This is a genomic window from Porticoccus sp., assembly GCA_023261185.1.
Taxonomy (GTDB): domain Bacteria; phylum Pseudomonadota; class Gammaproteobacteria; order Pseudomonadales; family Porticoccaceae; genus Porticoccus; species Porticoccus litoralis.
In genome coordinates this window covers 1-14,421 of sequence record JALRJN010000037.1, presented here as the reverse complement: position 1 = coordinate 14,421, position 14,421 = coordinate 1, and the positions used below count along the sequence as shown (strand labels likewise).

Sequence of the window (14,421 nt, the reverse complement as noted above, 5' to 3'; positions counted from 1 at the left end):
ATTTAAGTCGTATTACATGGTATTGGTGGGTTTACCTGACTCAAGCAGCCCCGCCAGATAGGTCTCGAATTTATCGATAATCGCGCTATGGCGCTCATTCAGTTGGATGCCAACACCTTCCTTACGACTCGCGCCCATACCTTTTGGTGTTATCCAAACCACCCGCCCGGTCAAAGGAATACGTTCCGGCTCATCCATCAGGTCCAGCAGAATAAAAACCTCATCACCCAATGAATAGTTTTTCCGAGTTGAAATAAACAGACCGCCATTTTTGACAAATGGCATATAACACGAGTAAAGAGCATGTTCATCTTTGATGGCTAAATTCAGAATACCATTTCTGACACTGCCGCCAAATGCTTCCATATTCATAACAGACCCGAGCCGAATTTTGCTTAGTGTACTATATGCTGAACCGGGCGTTCCAGTTTGTTAAAAACGTCGCAAGTTCAAAACATGTGGATATTCAACACCATTATCTGGAAAGATGCTGCCAATCGAGCATTAACTCCTCCCAGAGTAGATTGATATTGGGGTTGGCCGTGCTGAAAAGTCGCTTTTTGACCTGTACCAGCTTATCGAGAAAGCGAAAGGACATCACCTGCTCTGACCCCAGCTGACCTGACTTGATGGCCATCGAGACCCGGTTATATAGCCAGTCCACAGCCATCACTGACGGAGTGTTCACGCATTGCTCTGCCGCTGACAGAGGCTTAATAGCTCCGGAGCTAACCTTGTCGAGCAGCTGCTCAAATGCCTGGCGTTGCTGGAGCAGGTCCGACTCCAGAAACCGCAACGCTAAAAGTGGTCGGTCGGCCGCATACTCCATCAACTCAGCAAGCCCTTCTGATTTGGCCGTCACCTGTGCTAACCAGCGGCTTGATTCATCATGGGAAGGCAGGGGAAAAGTCACTTTGCGACAGCGACTTCTCACCGTAGCCGGCAACCGGGACAGTTCATGGCTGACGAGAAGAATATAGGTATCGCGGGCTGGCTCTTCCAGATTCTTGAGCAAGGCATTTGCCGCACTCTGATTCATGGCTTCAGCAGGGTTGATGACCACCACCTTGCGGCCACCCTGCATCGCTGTTTTACCCAGAAACTGACCAAGCTCCCTCACCGGATCAATACGGATGGCCTTGCCAGAGTCCTCAGGCTCTACCCGCAAAAAATCCGGGTGACTCCCCGCCTTGAACAACAGGCATTGTTTGCAATTGCCACAGGCAAATCCCGCCAGGGGGAAATCACAGATCAGTCTCGCCGATAACGCAGTGGCAAACTGCTGTTTGCCCACAAACTCCGGGCCGGCCAGAAGCAGCGCATGTGGTAACCGCTCGCGCTCTGCCAGATCGTCCAGCATCTGCCATTGAGCTTTCTGCCAGGGATAGTGCATTAACGATGGAGTTATCGCGTTGTCAGTCATGAATAGCGTCTACAAATGCTTCCAGTGCTTCCCCAATGGCGCTCTGAACCTGAGACAACGGTTGGGAGGCATCAATAATTCGGTACCGGCGCGGCTCTGCAGCTGCTCTGGCAAGATAGCAATCCCTGACCGCATGAAAAAATGCCAGCTTCTCCTGCTCAAAACGATCTGGCGCTCCCCTCTCACTGGCTCTGGCCATGCCCTGCTCAACGCCGATATCCAGCAACAAGGTCAAATCTGGTCGCAGACTGCCCTGTACCAGGGTTTCCAGCTGCGCAATTTTTTCTACGGCCATTCCACGCCCGCCACCCTGATAGGCGTACGTCGCATCGGTAAAACGGTCGCAAAGTACCCACTTCCCAGCATTCATGGCTGGTCTGATGACCTGGGATAGGTGCTGTGCACGCGCAGCAAACATCAGCAGCAACTCCGTATTTTCATCAACGACTTCTTCCCGAGGATTAACCAGTAAACCACGAATTTCCTCTGCCAGTGGCGTACCACCCGGTTCTCGTGTCGCGACGTAATCGAGGCCCTGCTGTTCCAGCCATTTCCGAATAAACGCAATATTGGTGGTTTTACCGACACCCTCACCACCCTCTACGGTGATAAATTGTGGTTTTAGAGCACGCATACGGAGGCCGCAGTTTCCTTATTTGGGTTGTGAACGATAGTCTGAGCGACGCTGTAACTGGTACTCGCGCACCGCTTCCTGATGTTCCTTGAGGGTAGCAGAAAAATAATGGCTGCCATCACCCTTGGCCACAAAAAACAGGCTATCGCCATCTTCGGGATGCAGGGCCGCGTGAATTGCCCCACGGCCCGGCATGGCAATGGGCGTTGGTGGCAGCCCCTTAATCAGGTAAGTGTTATAGTCGCTGTGCTGACGCAGGTGTTTGCGACGGATATTCCCTTTGTAGGCATCACCCAATCCGTAAATCACAGTCGGATCTGTTTGCAGGCGCATGCCTTTCTGCAAACGTCGCGTAAATACCCCCGCAATTTGGCCCCGTTCTTCAGGCACACCCGTTTCTTTTTCGATAATGGATGCCATTATCAGCGCTTCATAGGGGGCATCGTAAGGAAGATCAGGCGATCGATTGTTCCACTCCTCTGCCAACACGTCCTGCATACGCCGGTATGCCCGCAGCAGGATATCCCGGTCGGTCTCTCCCTCGCTGTAACTGTAGGTATCCGGAAAGAACCATCCTTCCGGGTGACTGATCTCCAGGCCCAGCTGTTCCAGTATTTGCTGCTGATTACCTGGTGTGAGCACATGATCCAGCTTTTCGATATTGCCCAGCAATGACAGCCAGTCAGAAAACTTTAACCCTTCAGGAAAGGTAAGACTGTACTGTATGACGTCCCCAGCAACCCACTTTGCCAGCAGATCGCGGGGAGTGACTCCGGGCTGTAAGAGGTATTCCCCCGCCTTGATTCCCGTCTGACCACTGAGGCGCCCGTAGAGTGTTAACACCTCGGGCCATTTAAGCAGCCCCTCTTTTTCCATCTGTTTCGCCTGCACCGTCAACGACGTTCCTGCAGGGACTTTGATGGACAACGAGCGGTTGAGCTTGAGTGGGCTTTCCAGATAATCCGTCAGCCACCAGTTGGCTGCTAACAGAATAGCCGCCGAGACACAGAAAAAAACAACGAGGACCTTACTTAAGCGCTGAAACATGCAAAGTTCTCTGATAAAGCACTGGAAACGGCTTTGGTAGCCTTACCCGGCTTCCATTGACCCACATCAGCGATATGCCGTACTGGCCAGATACCGGCTATAGAGTTACAGACAAACAACTCTTCCATACCAGAAAGACTTTCCAGGCTTAACTGTGATTCGCGTACAGGACAATTCATGGCTGGCATCAGCTTATCCATAAGGTACTGACGCATCACCCCTGCCACACCGCAGCTTTTCAGACTTGGGGTTAACCAGCCACCATCACGAAAACAGAACAGATTGGTCATTGTTCCCTCGATAATATGGCCCTCATTATCCCGCATCAGACCCTCCTGAAACTGATCCTGCCACTCCATGCGGGCCAGCACCTGTTCCAGGCGGTTGAGGTGTTTAATACCTGCTAACCTCGGGAAACTGGCCAGGCGCTGTTCGCAGACCATCGCTGAAATCCCTTCCGTAACCCAATGATTGGGATAGTCGGGCGGAGGCCCCCAGTGCACAATGAAATTTGGTGGGGTTTGGGGATACGTTCGGTAGCCTCTCGCTCCCTCGCCTGCGGTGCATATCACTTTCACCACGCCATGATCTGGGCAGCGACTGAGCAGCATCTCGAGGTAGGACTGGACTATGGTTGAATCAACCGGTATGGAAAGTCGTTCTGCACCACGTTTTAGGCGTTCGAGATGCAATTCTGACATCAGCAGCTTACCGTCACTGAGTCGAATGGTCTCAAAAATGCCATGGCCGTAGGCCAGCCCACGATCCCTTGCCGGAATAACATCCGACCATTGACCGTTAACCAGGCAAAAGCCTTCAACTGCACTCATGGTATGAATCAGTTCGACCAGTCAAAAAATATTAGAAATAAAAAAGCCGCTCGCGATGGAGCGGCTTTTATCAGTCAACAACCCAGCAGCATTAGCCAAGGTTGGCGTTGATGTAATCAATCGCGTTTTGGACTGTGGCAATCTTCTCAGCTTCTTCATCGGGAATTTCAGTATCGAATTCCTCTTCCAAAGCCATGATCAGTTCAACGGTATCCAAAGAGTCCGCGCCCAAATCTTCAACAAAAGAAGACTCCGGCTTAACGTCTTCTTCTTTAACGCCCAGTTGTTCTGCAACCATTTTGGCTACGCGTTCTTCAATGCTGCTCATGATATTTATTCTCTCCTGTATTAAGAAAGTATTCTGTTGCCCGGCCCTTTAAAAACCACCCCACAACAAGAAATCTGTTATTGACGGCATGTCAGGCGCGCATTTTACCTCAAATACTGCACGCTGTAACCGCTTTCAATAAAATCCTGATATTCACTGCAAATACAGTGAATTAGGCCATATACAACCCACCATTGACGTGGATATTCTCGCCGGTGACATAGGCCCCACCCTCTCCCACCAGAAAGTCCACCACGGCCGCAATTTCTTCCGGCTCGCCCAGGCGATTCAGGGGTACCTGGGAGAGGATGGCCTCCCGTTGAGCTTCTGCGAGCTCTTTGGTCATATCCGTGTCAATAAACCCCGGGGATACGGCATTTACAGTAATGTTGCGTGGCCCCAGCTCCTTGGCCAGAGAGCGGGTAAATCCGCCCACACCGGCTTTGGTGGCACAGTAATTGGTTTGACCCACATTGCCCATCGCGCCCACCACAGAGCTGATATTGACTATTCGACCCCAGCGGGCCTTGGTCATACCCCTCAGACAGGCCTTGCTCAAGCGATAGATGGAGTTGAGGTTTGTGTCGATGACATCAAACCACTCATCATCTTTCATGCGCATCAGCAGATTATCCTTGGTGATACCGGCATTGTTCACTAGAATCAACGGCGCACCGTAAGTCTCGGTAATCGTGTTGATCAGGTTATCTACCGACTCCTGACTGGCCACGTCAAGCACCATACCGGCACCTTTAATACCTTTCTCCGCAAAGCGCGCCGAAATCTTTTCTGCGCCCGATTCGGAGGTTGCTGTTCCTATCACAATAGCCCCCTGGGCTCCCAGACTGTCGGAAATTGCTGCCCCGATACCACGACTGGCCCCTGTGACCAACGCAATTTTGTCCTGCAAACTCATCTTCCTCTCCTTTTTCTAAACACCACCGCAGTTAAACTGCGGCCAATGCCTCTTCGAGACAACCACAGTCTTCTGTAGCATAGCTGTTTAATGAACGTTCAATCCTTTTAGCAAGGCCACTGAGAACCTTGCCGGCCCCACATTCCACCAGGGTATCAATACCACTTGCAGTGAGGGTGTTGACACAGTCCACCCAGAGCACTGGGGCGGTAATTTGCTCAATCATCAGCTGCTTAATCTTTTCCGGGTCGCTCTCTGTTTGGGCGTGGACATTGTGTACAACCAGCACCTGCGGAGCAGAAAACTCGGTGGCAAGAATTTCACTGGCCAGACGATCTGCAGCAGGCTTCATCAGATTGGTATGGAAAGGTGCACTAACCGGCAAAGGCATCGCCCTTTTGGCTCCCGCCGATTTACAGCCTTCGATGGCGCGCTCAACAGCCGCAGCATTCCCCGCAATCACGACCTGACCGGGAGAGTTAAAGTTGACTGCAGCAACTTCTTCTCCCTGGCAGGCCTCCTCGCAGACCGCTTTGATCTTGTCATCGTCCAGACCAATGATGGCTGCCATCGCACCTTCACCTGGTGCCACGGCATCCTGCATATAAGCACCACGATTGCGCACCAGACGTACAGCGTCTGGGAAAGCCACTACGCCGGAGCAAACCAGCGCAGACCACTCACCAAGGCTGTGGCCGGCCATCAGGGCGGGCTGGGCTCCCTTCTCCTGTTGCCAGATACGCCATACCGCAACACTGGCGGTCAGCAACAGTGGCTGGGTGCGCTCGGTCAGGGTTATCTCTTCCTGGGTGCCGTTTTGCACCAGGTCCCAGAGATCGTAGCCAAGCACTTCAGATGCTTCGGCAAAGGTTTCACCGACAACGGGGTATTTGTCGGCAAGCTCTGCCAACATGCCCAGTTTTTGGGATCCCTGTCCGGGAAAGACAAATGCGAGATTATTTTTCATCGAATACCTCTGATTGATTACTCTTATCAGCCAACCGACTCTCAATCAGAATCGGCAGGTCTTTTTCAACTTCGACTAAAGCCACTTCCACAGCCTTGGCAAAGCCCTCAACAGAAGCCCCGCCATGACTTTTAACCACCACTCCGCGCAAGCCCAACAGACTTGCACCATTATATTGGGCTGGGTCCACCTGATTAATCAGGCGTTTCAGTGCCGGTTTCATCAGCAGAGCCCCCAGTCTAGCCAGCAGGCTCTCAGACAGTGTCTGACGCAACAGACCCTGTATCATTTTCGCCACACCTTCACCGGTTTTTAGTGCCACATTGCCACTGAAGCCGTCACAGACCACGATATCTGCAACACCGGAGAACAAGGCATCACCTTCAACAAAACCGATGTAGTTGATACTGGAGTCCGCCTGCAACAATTCGGCAGCATCGAGTATTTCCTGCCGACCTTTTATGGCTTCAACACCGATGTTCAATAAACCCACCGAGGGAGCGTTTGTTGAAGGCGAGATCGCAGCCAGAGACGACATCAACGCAAATTCGTACAATTGGCGGGAGGTACACTCAAGATTAGCCCCCAGGTCGAGCAAATAGGTATAACCACGGCTGGTCGGCACCCGTGTACAGATTGCTGGACGACTGATGCCAGACAAGGTTCCCAGTTGAAACAGCGAGATTGCCATCAGCGCACCGGTATTTCCGGCGCTCACACAGGCCTGAGCCGTGCCATCTTTGACCAACGCTACCGCTTTCCACATGGAGGATTCGCGTTTATTGCGCAGGGCGCTGCCCGGCTTTTCATCCATGGCAACAGACTGTTCGCAATGGAGCACACTCAGTCGCCCGGCAAAACTTTCTTTGTCGGCGTTTAAAAAGGGCTGGATGTGTTTTTGATCGCCACAGAGAACAACCTTCAGATAAGGGTGCTGGCGAAGTATATCGAGAGATGCGGGGACCGTGATGCGGGGACCGAAATCCCCGCCCATGGCGTCAATGGCGAGACAGCGAGAGTCAGCCAAAAAAATACGTTCAGGTCAGCGGGGATTAGTCTTCGGCAGAAGCTACGACTTTCTTACCGCGGTAGAAACCATCAGCTGAAACGTGGTGACGACGGTGCTTTTCACCACTGACCGGATCAACGGACAAAGTGGGTCCAGTCAACGCATCATGTGAACGACGCATGCCACGCTTGGAACGGGTTTTACGGTTCTGTTGAACGGCCATTTTATACTCCTGATAAAAACTGTCTGTTATCTGTTAATTGTCGGGGCCACTGTTCTTCAGTTGCTCCAGAATACTAAAAGGGTTTTCTTTCTCGGAAGCCCCCGGTTCTTCCATAGCTGAAACATGTGTTTCAGCCTGGCAGGTATCTTGTGGATGGTACGTTACAAAGGGCAATGCCAGTAACAGCTCATCCTCAACCATCGCGGACAAATCCGCAGTCTCTTGCTCTACCACCCACGGGTCCAGATCCTTGGGAAGTGATTTCGCTTCCTCTTCGGACCACACAATACCGAGCCGGAAATCGACAGTAAGAGGAAGCGTCATCGGCTGTAGGCAGCGCTGACAAGCCACTTCTACTGTCGCATCCACATGCCCTGCTACCACTTTTCGTCCCTGCTCAGCCAGCTCAAACACGAGCTCAGCTTGAATGGGAACGTTGATAGCCAGCACGGCATCCCGTAATCTTTCACAATGCGCGGCAGATACCTGCCCCGACAAGACTTCGCCCTGATTGGCCAAGCGTCTGGGATCCAGAATCCTAGGCAATTGACTTCTCTGAGGGGGTGTCGTCATAGGCGCGCCATAATAGTGATATCACTTTGATCTGTCAAAGAAAAATTCCTTCAGATCAGGGGTGTCAGAGATCATTTATAGAACCCGGCAAAAACCTTCAAAAAGCATCCCTAAGGGAATGCCAAAAAAGTTACCACTAGAGACAGGAGCCCCCTTGCAACAACTAATTCTTGCGTCCTCTTCAAGCTACCGTAAAAGCCTGCTTGACCGCCTGTGCCTACCCTATACTGCACATGCTCCGGATATCGACGAACGACGGCTACCCGGAGAAACACCTGACACCATGGTGCGCAGACTGTCGGAGAGCAAGGCGCGCGCTATCAGCACCCTATATCCAGACAACCTGATTATTGGCTCCGACCAAGTTGCCATCATTGATGACTACATACTTACCAAGCCCGGAAACTTCGCCGCTGCTCAACAACAACTACGGAGACAATCCGGACAAAAGGTACGTTTCCTTACCGGTCTGGCACTGCTTAATAGTGCCAACGGTAGCAGCCAAGTCGACATCATCACCACCGATGTGGTGTTCAGGATGCTTAAAGAGGAAGAAATCTGTGCCTATCTGGAACGTGATGAGCCTTACAGCTGCGCTGGCAGTTTTCGCAGTGAGGGGCTGGGGATCACCCTTTTTGACGCAATCCATAGCAGCGACCCCACCGCTTTAATTGGGCTACCGCTGATTCGGCTCTGCCAGATGCTACGCAACGAAAACTATAAATTACTTTAGATTTATATTTTATAAATTTGTTTTTTATATATATTTACAACATCATCGATTAGCGAAAACTGGTCAATACAGGCCAACGGCTGGTATTTCTGCAACCGATCAGGGTGATGAGCACCGTAGCTCACAGCAATCCGCGGCACACCGGCACTGACAGCCATAGCAAGGTCAAACTCCGTATCACCAACCATGATCGTTTGCTCGGGCGGAGTCTGGAATTCACTCATCAGCTCCAGCAACATCTTTGGGTCGGGCTTGCCGGCAGTTTCGTCAGCACAGCGACTGCCATGAAAAAAGTCATTCAATCCTCTGGCCTTCAACACGCGGTCCAGTCCCCGGCGACTCTTCCCGGTAGCCACAGTGAGTACGTAACCCTGCTCGTGCAATAACTCCAGCGTCTCCATCACCCCATCAAAAAAGGGAGATGGCTCTCTGTCCTGTTCAGCAAAATGGCGAGAATAGCTGTCTCTCATAGTAAGAATATGTTCACGGTCAATCCCTGGAAAAAGCGTTTCCAAAGCATCCACCAGGCCGAGGCCGACAATGTCCCGTGCCGCATCATGGTGCGGAGCCGGCAAACCTGTCTCTTCAGCGGCGAGACAGATACAAGTCACAATACGAGACAGGGAGTCACACAGCGTTCCATCCCAGTCAAATACCAGCAATTTCGCCATGAACTACCTCAACCGCACCAACACATGACTAAGCTCTTCCGGTAGTGGAGCCTCGATACTGAGCTTTTGTCCATCCGGGCCCTTAAACTGCAATTTCATGGCGTGTAAAAACATGCGTTTCAGGCCCGACTGTCGCAGCTGCCGGTTACACTCCTCATCACCATACTTGTCATCCCCGGCCAGCGGACAACCGGCAAATTGGCTGTGAACCCTGATCTGATGGGTTCTACCGGTCTCCAGCGTCGCCTCCATCAGAGTGTGGCGATCAAATCGCTCCAACACCGCAAAGTGCGTTACAGACGCTTTGCCTTCACCATCGACTCTGACGACCCGCTCACCAGATTTAAGCTCATTTTTTCGAAGAGGAACGTCAACGCGCTTCATACCTTTGGGCCAGCGGCCACATACCAGCGCCTGATACACCTTTTTGACACGCCCATCCCGCATTTCATCCTGCAAGTGTCGAAGCGCCGAGCGTTTTTTGGCAACCATCAGACAACCGGAGGTTTCTCTGTCGAGACGATGCACCAATTCCAGAAATGGCTGATCAGGCCGTGCGGCTCGCAATGACTCGATGAGGCCAAGACTGACCCCACTACCACCGTGAACAGCCAGTCCCGCGGGCTTATTAATGACCAGCATGCTGTCATCTTCAAAAAGGATACTGCCCTCCAACAATTGCTGTAACCGAGGGCTTGGCCCGGGTGGAGCCTCGCGTTCTGCAACCCGGATTGGCGGAATTCGTACCTGATCACCCACCTGAAGGCGATAATCCGCCTTGATCCTGGAGCGATTAACTCGCACCTCCCCTTTGCGCAAAATACGGTATACCCTGGATTTCGGAACCCCTTTGAGATAAGTCAGCAAGAAATTGTCGACACGCTGCCCCGCATGATGCTCGGTGATTTCAAGCATTTGTACGGCAACAGGTTTGCTATTAACTTCAGGCATAAGAGGGCGGCATTAACATAAGACCCGCTATTCTATCAGCACAGCTTATTGGGTACACCAACATCGGATAAAACCTGAAAACATACCCAGAATCATAAGATTATGTTCACATTTCATGGACATAAATTGATGACACTACGCATACCTGTTATATTCGCCCTTCGTTAATTTCGGTATCACCGGGCACGCTAGGAAACAAGTGGCCTCACCCGGTTGGGAAAGGTTTTATTACCCCCCGATTTAACGCGGCGAAAGCCCCCTACTTATTAATTGGATTAATTCCGACGGCTGCTGACAGATGATTGCAGCTGTCACTGAGAAACCCGCGCTGATAGCGCAGCAGTAACCGAACAAAGAAACTTGAACGAAAGTTCTGTTCAAATGGTAGCGCAAGACAAGCTGTCGCATCCCAGCCCAACACACAAAAGAGGCACGGATAAGTAGAACGACAGCTCTAGACTTGATTGGATATAGTCTTGCCTTCCCTGGACACTTGGCGACAAAACGATCAGAACCAACCCTTGAAGGCAACCCCGGACAGATTTAGTGACTGATAAAGGCAATACTTTTAGAATCAATAAGTTATACAACTAAATTAATTAGTTATTTAACTAATTTCGATACCTTTTGCCTAGCTTTTGTACGTGTGCTGTTCATGTTTCAGCGGTACTCCTGTTGCTTGTGATGCGCAAGACATTAGGAAAACTGAATGAAACGTATGCTGATAAACGCCTCCCAGCCTGAAGAGCTGAGGGTGGCACTGGTCGACGGACAACGCCTCTACGACCTCGATCTGGAAAACCGCACCAGAGAACAACGCAAGGCCAATATCTACAAAGGTAAAATCACCCGAGTAGAACCCAGCCTCGAAGCCGCTTTTGTCGATTACGGCGCTGAACGCCACGGCTTCCTTCCCCTGAAAGAAATCTCCCGCGAATACTTCACCAAAAAGCCGTCCGACGTAGAAGGCCGCATCAAAATTCAGGATGTGGTCAAGGAAGGCACTGAAGTTGTGGTTCAGGTCGACAAGGAAGAGCGTGGTAACAAAGGGGCCGCCTTAACAACCTTTATAAGCCTGGCCGGTCGATACATGGTGCTAATGCCAAACAACCCCCGTGCTGGCGGTATCTCACGCCGTATTGAGGGTGATGAGCGTTCAGAATTGAAAGCCGCCATGCGAGACCTGAAAACACCACAGGGCATGGGTGTTATTGTACGCACTGCCGGTATCGGTCGCTCTTCTGAAGAACTGCAATGGGATCTCGATTACCTGTTGCAACTGTGGGGAACCATCTATGAAGAAGCCAACAAGGCCAAAGCGCCCCATTTTCTGTTTCAGGAAAGCAATGTCATCATTCGCGCGGTTCGGGACTACCTGCGCCAGGATGTCGGCGAGGTCATCGTCGACAACCGCGAAGCCTTCGAGCTTGCATCGGCCTTTATCAAACAGGTGATGCCCAACTTTGAAAGCCGGGTCAAATTTTACGAAGACTCCCTGCCCCTGTTTAACCGCTATCAGATTGAAAACCAAATCGAGACGGCTTTTGAGCGGGAAGTGAAGCTGCCATCTGGCGGTTCCATTGTGATCGATGTAACTGAGGCACTGGTATCCATTGATATCAACTCTTCCAGGGCAACCCGTGGTGGTGATATTGAAGAAACTGCCCTGAGAACCAACCTGGAAGCCGCCGATGAAGTTGCCAGGCAACTACGCCTGAGAGACATGGGCGGACTGGTCGTGATTGATTTTATCGACATGACTTCCACCAAAAATCAGCGGGAAGTGGAAAATCGCATGCGCGATGCCCTGGAACTAGACCGCGCACGGGTTCAGGTAGGTCGTATTTCCCGTTTTGGCCTGCTGGAAATGTCCCGCCAACGCCTTAGGCCCTCTCTGGAAGAAACAACTTCCAAACTCTGCCCCCGGTGTCTTGGTCAGGGTACCATCCGAGGTACACGCTCACTGGCACTATCGATCCTGCGCCTGGTGGAAGAAGAGGCACAAAAGGAATTCAGTGCAGAGATACGTGCCATAACGCCAGTTTCAGTAGCGACGTTTCTGCTTAATGAGAAGCGCAAGGAAATCTTCGAGATTGAAAAACGCCATAGCGCAAAAATTGTAGTACTCCCCAGCGAGCAGCTGGAAACACCCCACTTTGAAGTTCAGCGTATTCGCGAACAGGATGGCGTAACTACTGAGTATAGCTACCGTCTGGCCAGCGCTCACAACGAAGAACTACACAGCCACGAGCAAGAGCTCGTGCAACCTGTCCCACCGGCTCTGCAACCGGCAGTCAAGACGCCAACGCCGTCTCAACCAGCGCCTATGCCAACAGAAAAACCGGTTGCCAAGCGCAAACCACAGAACAAGGAAAAACCGGGACTTCTGAAGCGTCTGATTGCCCTATTGTTTGGCAGTGAAGAGCAAAAAGCTCCAGCGAAGAAGACCGACCAATCCCGCCGTGGTCGTGATGGTGGCCGGGACGATAGAAGACCCCAGGGCCGCAGCCGTCGGCAGGATGACCGCCGCAACGGACGCAGCCGCAATCGCTCTAATGCGAAAGGGGACCAACGTGACAGCCAGCAAAACCGTGAAGAGCAAAAAAATCGCCGCGAGCAACAACCACGGAAACCTCGTCCCGAACAGGAAGCAGTTCCCGAGACTATCGAGACTTCAGCCGCTGAAACTACCACGGACAATCGCCCTCCTCGCCGCGAAGGTGACAAACGCCGCAACCCGCGCCAACGTAGGCCCAGACGGGAAGTGCCTGCTGAACTGCTGAGCGCAGCCGGAATCGATAACCAGGCTACAGAAGCAGATCCAGCGGCCGTTGAGGCAGTTTCGCCCAGGAAGCAGGCTGAAACTGAATCTCCCAAGCCCCAGGAAACCCAGACAGAAGTTTTCACCATTGCCAATGTTGATACTGACGCTGACGTGGTAGAAACGGACAAAGCCAAAGCTACAAAGCCTGCGACATCTGAAGAGTCATCGGCGCAAGAAGCTCTTTCCTCGAAGGTGGAGCCTTCAGCAAATAAGGCACCTTCAGCGAATGTGGAGCTATCAACAGAAAAAGAGCCTTCAAGCATTGCCGAAGAGCCTGTAGTCGTTGCTGAGGACGCGCCCTCAACGGCGGAAGAAACTCCTGAGACAACACCGGTGTCACAGGAATTACAGCCAACGCCTGCAACTGAAGAAGCAACTGCTTCTGAACAACCTTCCACAAGTGCACAGACATCAGCCGAGATAGTCCCAGCCATAGAAGCAGAGGCCATAACGGACGAATCAGAAGTAGAAACCAATACTGTCGACAGCCCTGTATCAGAAGAAGATATCGCCTCCGAACATGCGCTGGAAACAACTGAATCTGCAAATGTTCAATTGGAAACAGAGACGCAAGCAGAAGAAACGCCTATTGTTGATGTAGAGGAAAGGCCCATAGCGGAATCAGTAGCTGCGGTTGGAGTACAAGACAATCTAGCCGAGACTACTGAGCCCTCAGATGAAGCTAAAACCGACACCACTGTGGCGACAAACGAACCTGAGCCCCAACCAGCATCGGGATTGAAACGTGCTGGCAATGACCCAAGAATTCGTCCGCAACCAGTGCAAGCTGTCAAGATTGTCACCGACATCAGCACCAAGCCATCGCCACAGCCTTTGGATACGTCAAAACCGTCCCCAGTTGCGCTACCTGTCAGCCAGCACCCGAGAGCTGCCAACGACCCTAGAGCCAAATCTGCACCGGCTCAATCAAAGGAGCCAGCTGAGACTGATAATACTAATGGGGATGACCTATCCCAAAGCGGCAGCCAGGGCGCCTAACATCAGAAATGTCAGTGGATTCACCCTTGAACAGAGGGTAATCCACTGTATAATCTGCCGCACTTTTCGGGGCGGATCCATTGCGGATAAACCGAACGTGAACTTCGCTATTTCCTGAATACGAAGCCACATTAAAAAAAGTTACAGGAGGGGTGGCTGAGTGGTCGAAAGCACCGGTCTTGAAAACCGGCGTATCGAGAGGTACCCAGGGTTCGAATCCCTGCCCCTCCGCCATATTTTAAAAAGCCCTTGTCATGCAGGGGTTTTTTTTTGAGTATAAATAACGACAGGCG

General features: G+C 51.8%; 15 protein-coding genes and 1 tRNA gene. 3 read left to right on the top strand and 13 right to left on the bottom strand.

All coding sequences use genetic code 11. The annotated features are described in order from the left end of the window. Positions 1 to 12 precede the first annotated feature (12 nt). From ACYZYZ_RS03120 to ACYZYZ_RS03070, 11 genes are all read right to left on the bottom strand, one after another. On the bottom strand, positions 13 to 366 hold the full coding sequence (locus tag ACYZYZ_RS03120) for a PilZ domain-containing protein (protein ID WP_461483225.1): 354 nt from the start codon (positions 364 to 366) through the stop codon (positions 13 to 15). Between the two features lie 109 nt (positions 367 to 475). After that, positions 476 to 1,423: a DNA polymerase III subunit delta' gene (locus ACYZYZ_RS03115; RefSeq protein WP_305168932.1), complete on the bottom strand. Its 948-nt coding sequence runs from the start codon at positions 1,421 to 1,423 to the stop codon at positions 476 to 478. After that, entirely contained in the window at positions 1,416 to 2,057 is a 642-nt protein-coding gene (tmk, locus tag ACYZYZ_RS03110) for a dTMP kinase (protein ID WP_305168933.1), read from the bottom strand. The genes ACYZYZ_RS03115 and tmk overlap by 8 nt, the downstream gene beginning before the upstream one ends. A gap of 18 nt (positions 2,058 to 2,075) precedes the next feature. Beyond that, positions 2,076 to 3,104 (bottom strand): endolytic transglycosylase MltG, encoded by a 1,029-nt coding sequence (mltG, locus tag ACYZYZ_RS03105; RefSeq protein ID WP_305168934.1) that lies wholly within the window; start codon positions 3,102 to 3,104, stop codon positions 2,076 to 2,078. Next, positions 3,089 to 3,934, bottom strand: coding sequence for an aminodeoxychorismate lyase (gene pabC / locus ACYZYZ_RS03100; RefSeq protein ID WP_305168935.1), 846 nt, complete (start codon positions 3,932 to 3,934; stop codon positions 3,089 to 3,091). Before pabC ends, mltG begins: the two co-directional genes overlap by 16 nt. Before the next feature lie 91 nt (positions 3,935 to 4,025). After that, positions 4,026 to 4,262: an acyl carrier protein gene (acpP, locus tag ACYZYZ_RS03095; RefSeq protein WP_305168936.1), complete on the bottom strand. Its 237-nt coding sequence runs from the start codon at positions 4,260 to 4,262 to the stop codon at positions 4,026 to 4,028. A gap of 172 nt (positions 4,263 to 4,434) precedes the next feature. Further along, positions 4,435 to 5,178, bottom strand: coding sequence for a 3-oxoacyl-ACP reductase FabG (fabG, locus tag ACYZYZ_RS03090; RefSeq protein ID WP_305168937.1), 744 nt, complete (start codon positions 5,176 to 5,178; stop codon positions 4,435 to 4,437). A gap of 31 nt (positions 5,179 to 5,209) precedes the next feature. Next, positions 5,210 to 6,145 carry an ACP S-malonyltransferase gene (gene fabD / locus ACYZYZ_RS03085; protein ID WP_305168938.1) on the bottom strand — a complete coding sequence of 312 codons (936 nt, stop codon included), beginning with the start codon at positions 6,143 to 6,145 and terminating at the stop codon, positions 5,210 to 5,212. Continuing rightward, entirely contained in the window at positions 6,135 to 7,172 is a 1,038-nt protein-coding gene (plsX, locus tag ACYZYZ_RS03080; protein WP_461483215.1) for a phosphate acyltransferase PlsX, read from the bottom strand. The genes fabD and plsX overlap by 11 nt, the downstream gene beginning before the upstream one ends. A gap of 25 nt (positions 7,173 to 7,197) precedes the next feature. Beyond that, complete coding sequence (gene rpmF / locus ACYZYZ_RS03075; protein WP_305168940.1) at positions 7,198 to 7,377, bottom strand: 50S ribosomal protein L32; 180 nt, start codon at positions 7,375 to 7,377, stop codon at positions 7,198 to 7,200. Positions 7,378 to 7,410: 33 nt separating this feature from the next. Next, positions 7,411 to 7,950 (bottom strand): YceD family protein, encoded by a 540-nt coding sequence (locus ACYZYZ_RS03070; protein WP_305168941.1) that lies wholly within the window; start codon positions 7,948 to 7,950, stop codon positions 7,411 to 7,413. Between the two features lie 154 nt (positions 7,951 to 8,104). On the opposite strand from ACYZYZ_RS03070, the gene ACYZYZ_RS03065 reads away from it, so the two are divergent. Next, entirely contained in the window at positions 8,105 to 8,683 is a 579-nt protein-coding gene (locus ACYZYZ_RS03065) for a Maf family protein (protein ID WP_305168942.1), read from the top strand. Positions 8,684 to 8,685: 2 nt separating this feature from the next. On the opposite strand, the gene ACYZYZ_RS03060 is transcribed toward ACYZYZ_RS03065, so the two are convergent. Both ACYZYZ_RS03060 and rluC read right to left on the bottom strand, forming a co-directional pair. Continuing rightward, entirely contained in the window at positions 8,686 to 9,354 is a 669-nt protein-coding gene (locus ACYZYZ_RS03060) for an HAD family hydrolase (RefSeq protein WP_461483214.1), read from the bottom strand. A gap of 3 nt (positions 9,355 to 9,357) precedes the next feature. Continuing rightward, positions 9,358 to 10,305, bottom strand: a complete 948-nt coding sequence (gene rluC / locus ACYZYZ_RS03055; protein WP_461483213.1) for a 23S rRNA pseudouridine(955/2504/2580) synthase RluC — start codon at positions 10,303 to 10,305, stop codon at positions 9,358 to 9,360. A gap of 709 nt (positions 10,306 to 11,014) precedes the next feature. On the opposite strand from rluC, the gene rne reads away from it, so the two are divergent. Both rne and ACYZYZ_RS03045 read left to right on the top strand, forming a co-directional pair. Then, entirely contained in the window at positions 11,015 to 14,128 is a 3,114-nt protein-coding gene (gene rne / locus ACYZYZ_RS03050; RefSeq protein ID WP_461483212.1) for a ribonuclease E, read from the top strand. Between the two features lie 146 nt (positions 14,129 to 14,274). Then, positions 14,275 to 14,362 (top strand) — tRNA-Ser (locus tag ACYZYZ_RS03045). The last annotated feature ends 59 nt before the right edge of the window (positions 14,363 to 14,421 follow it).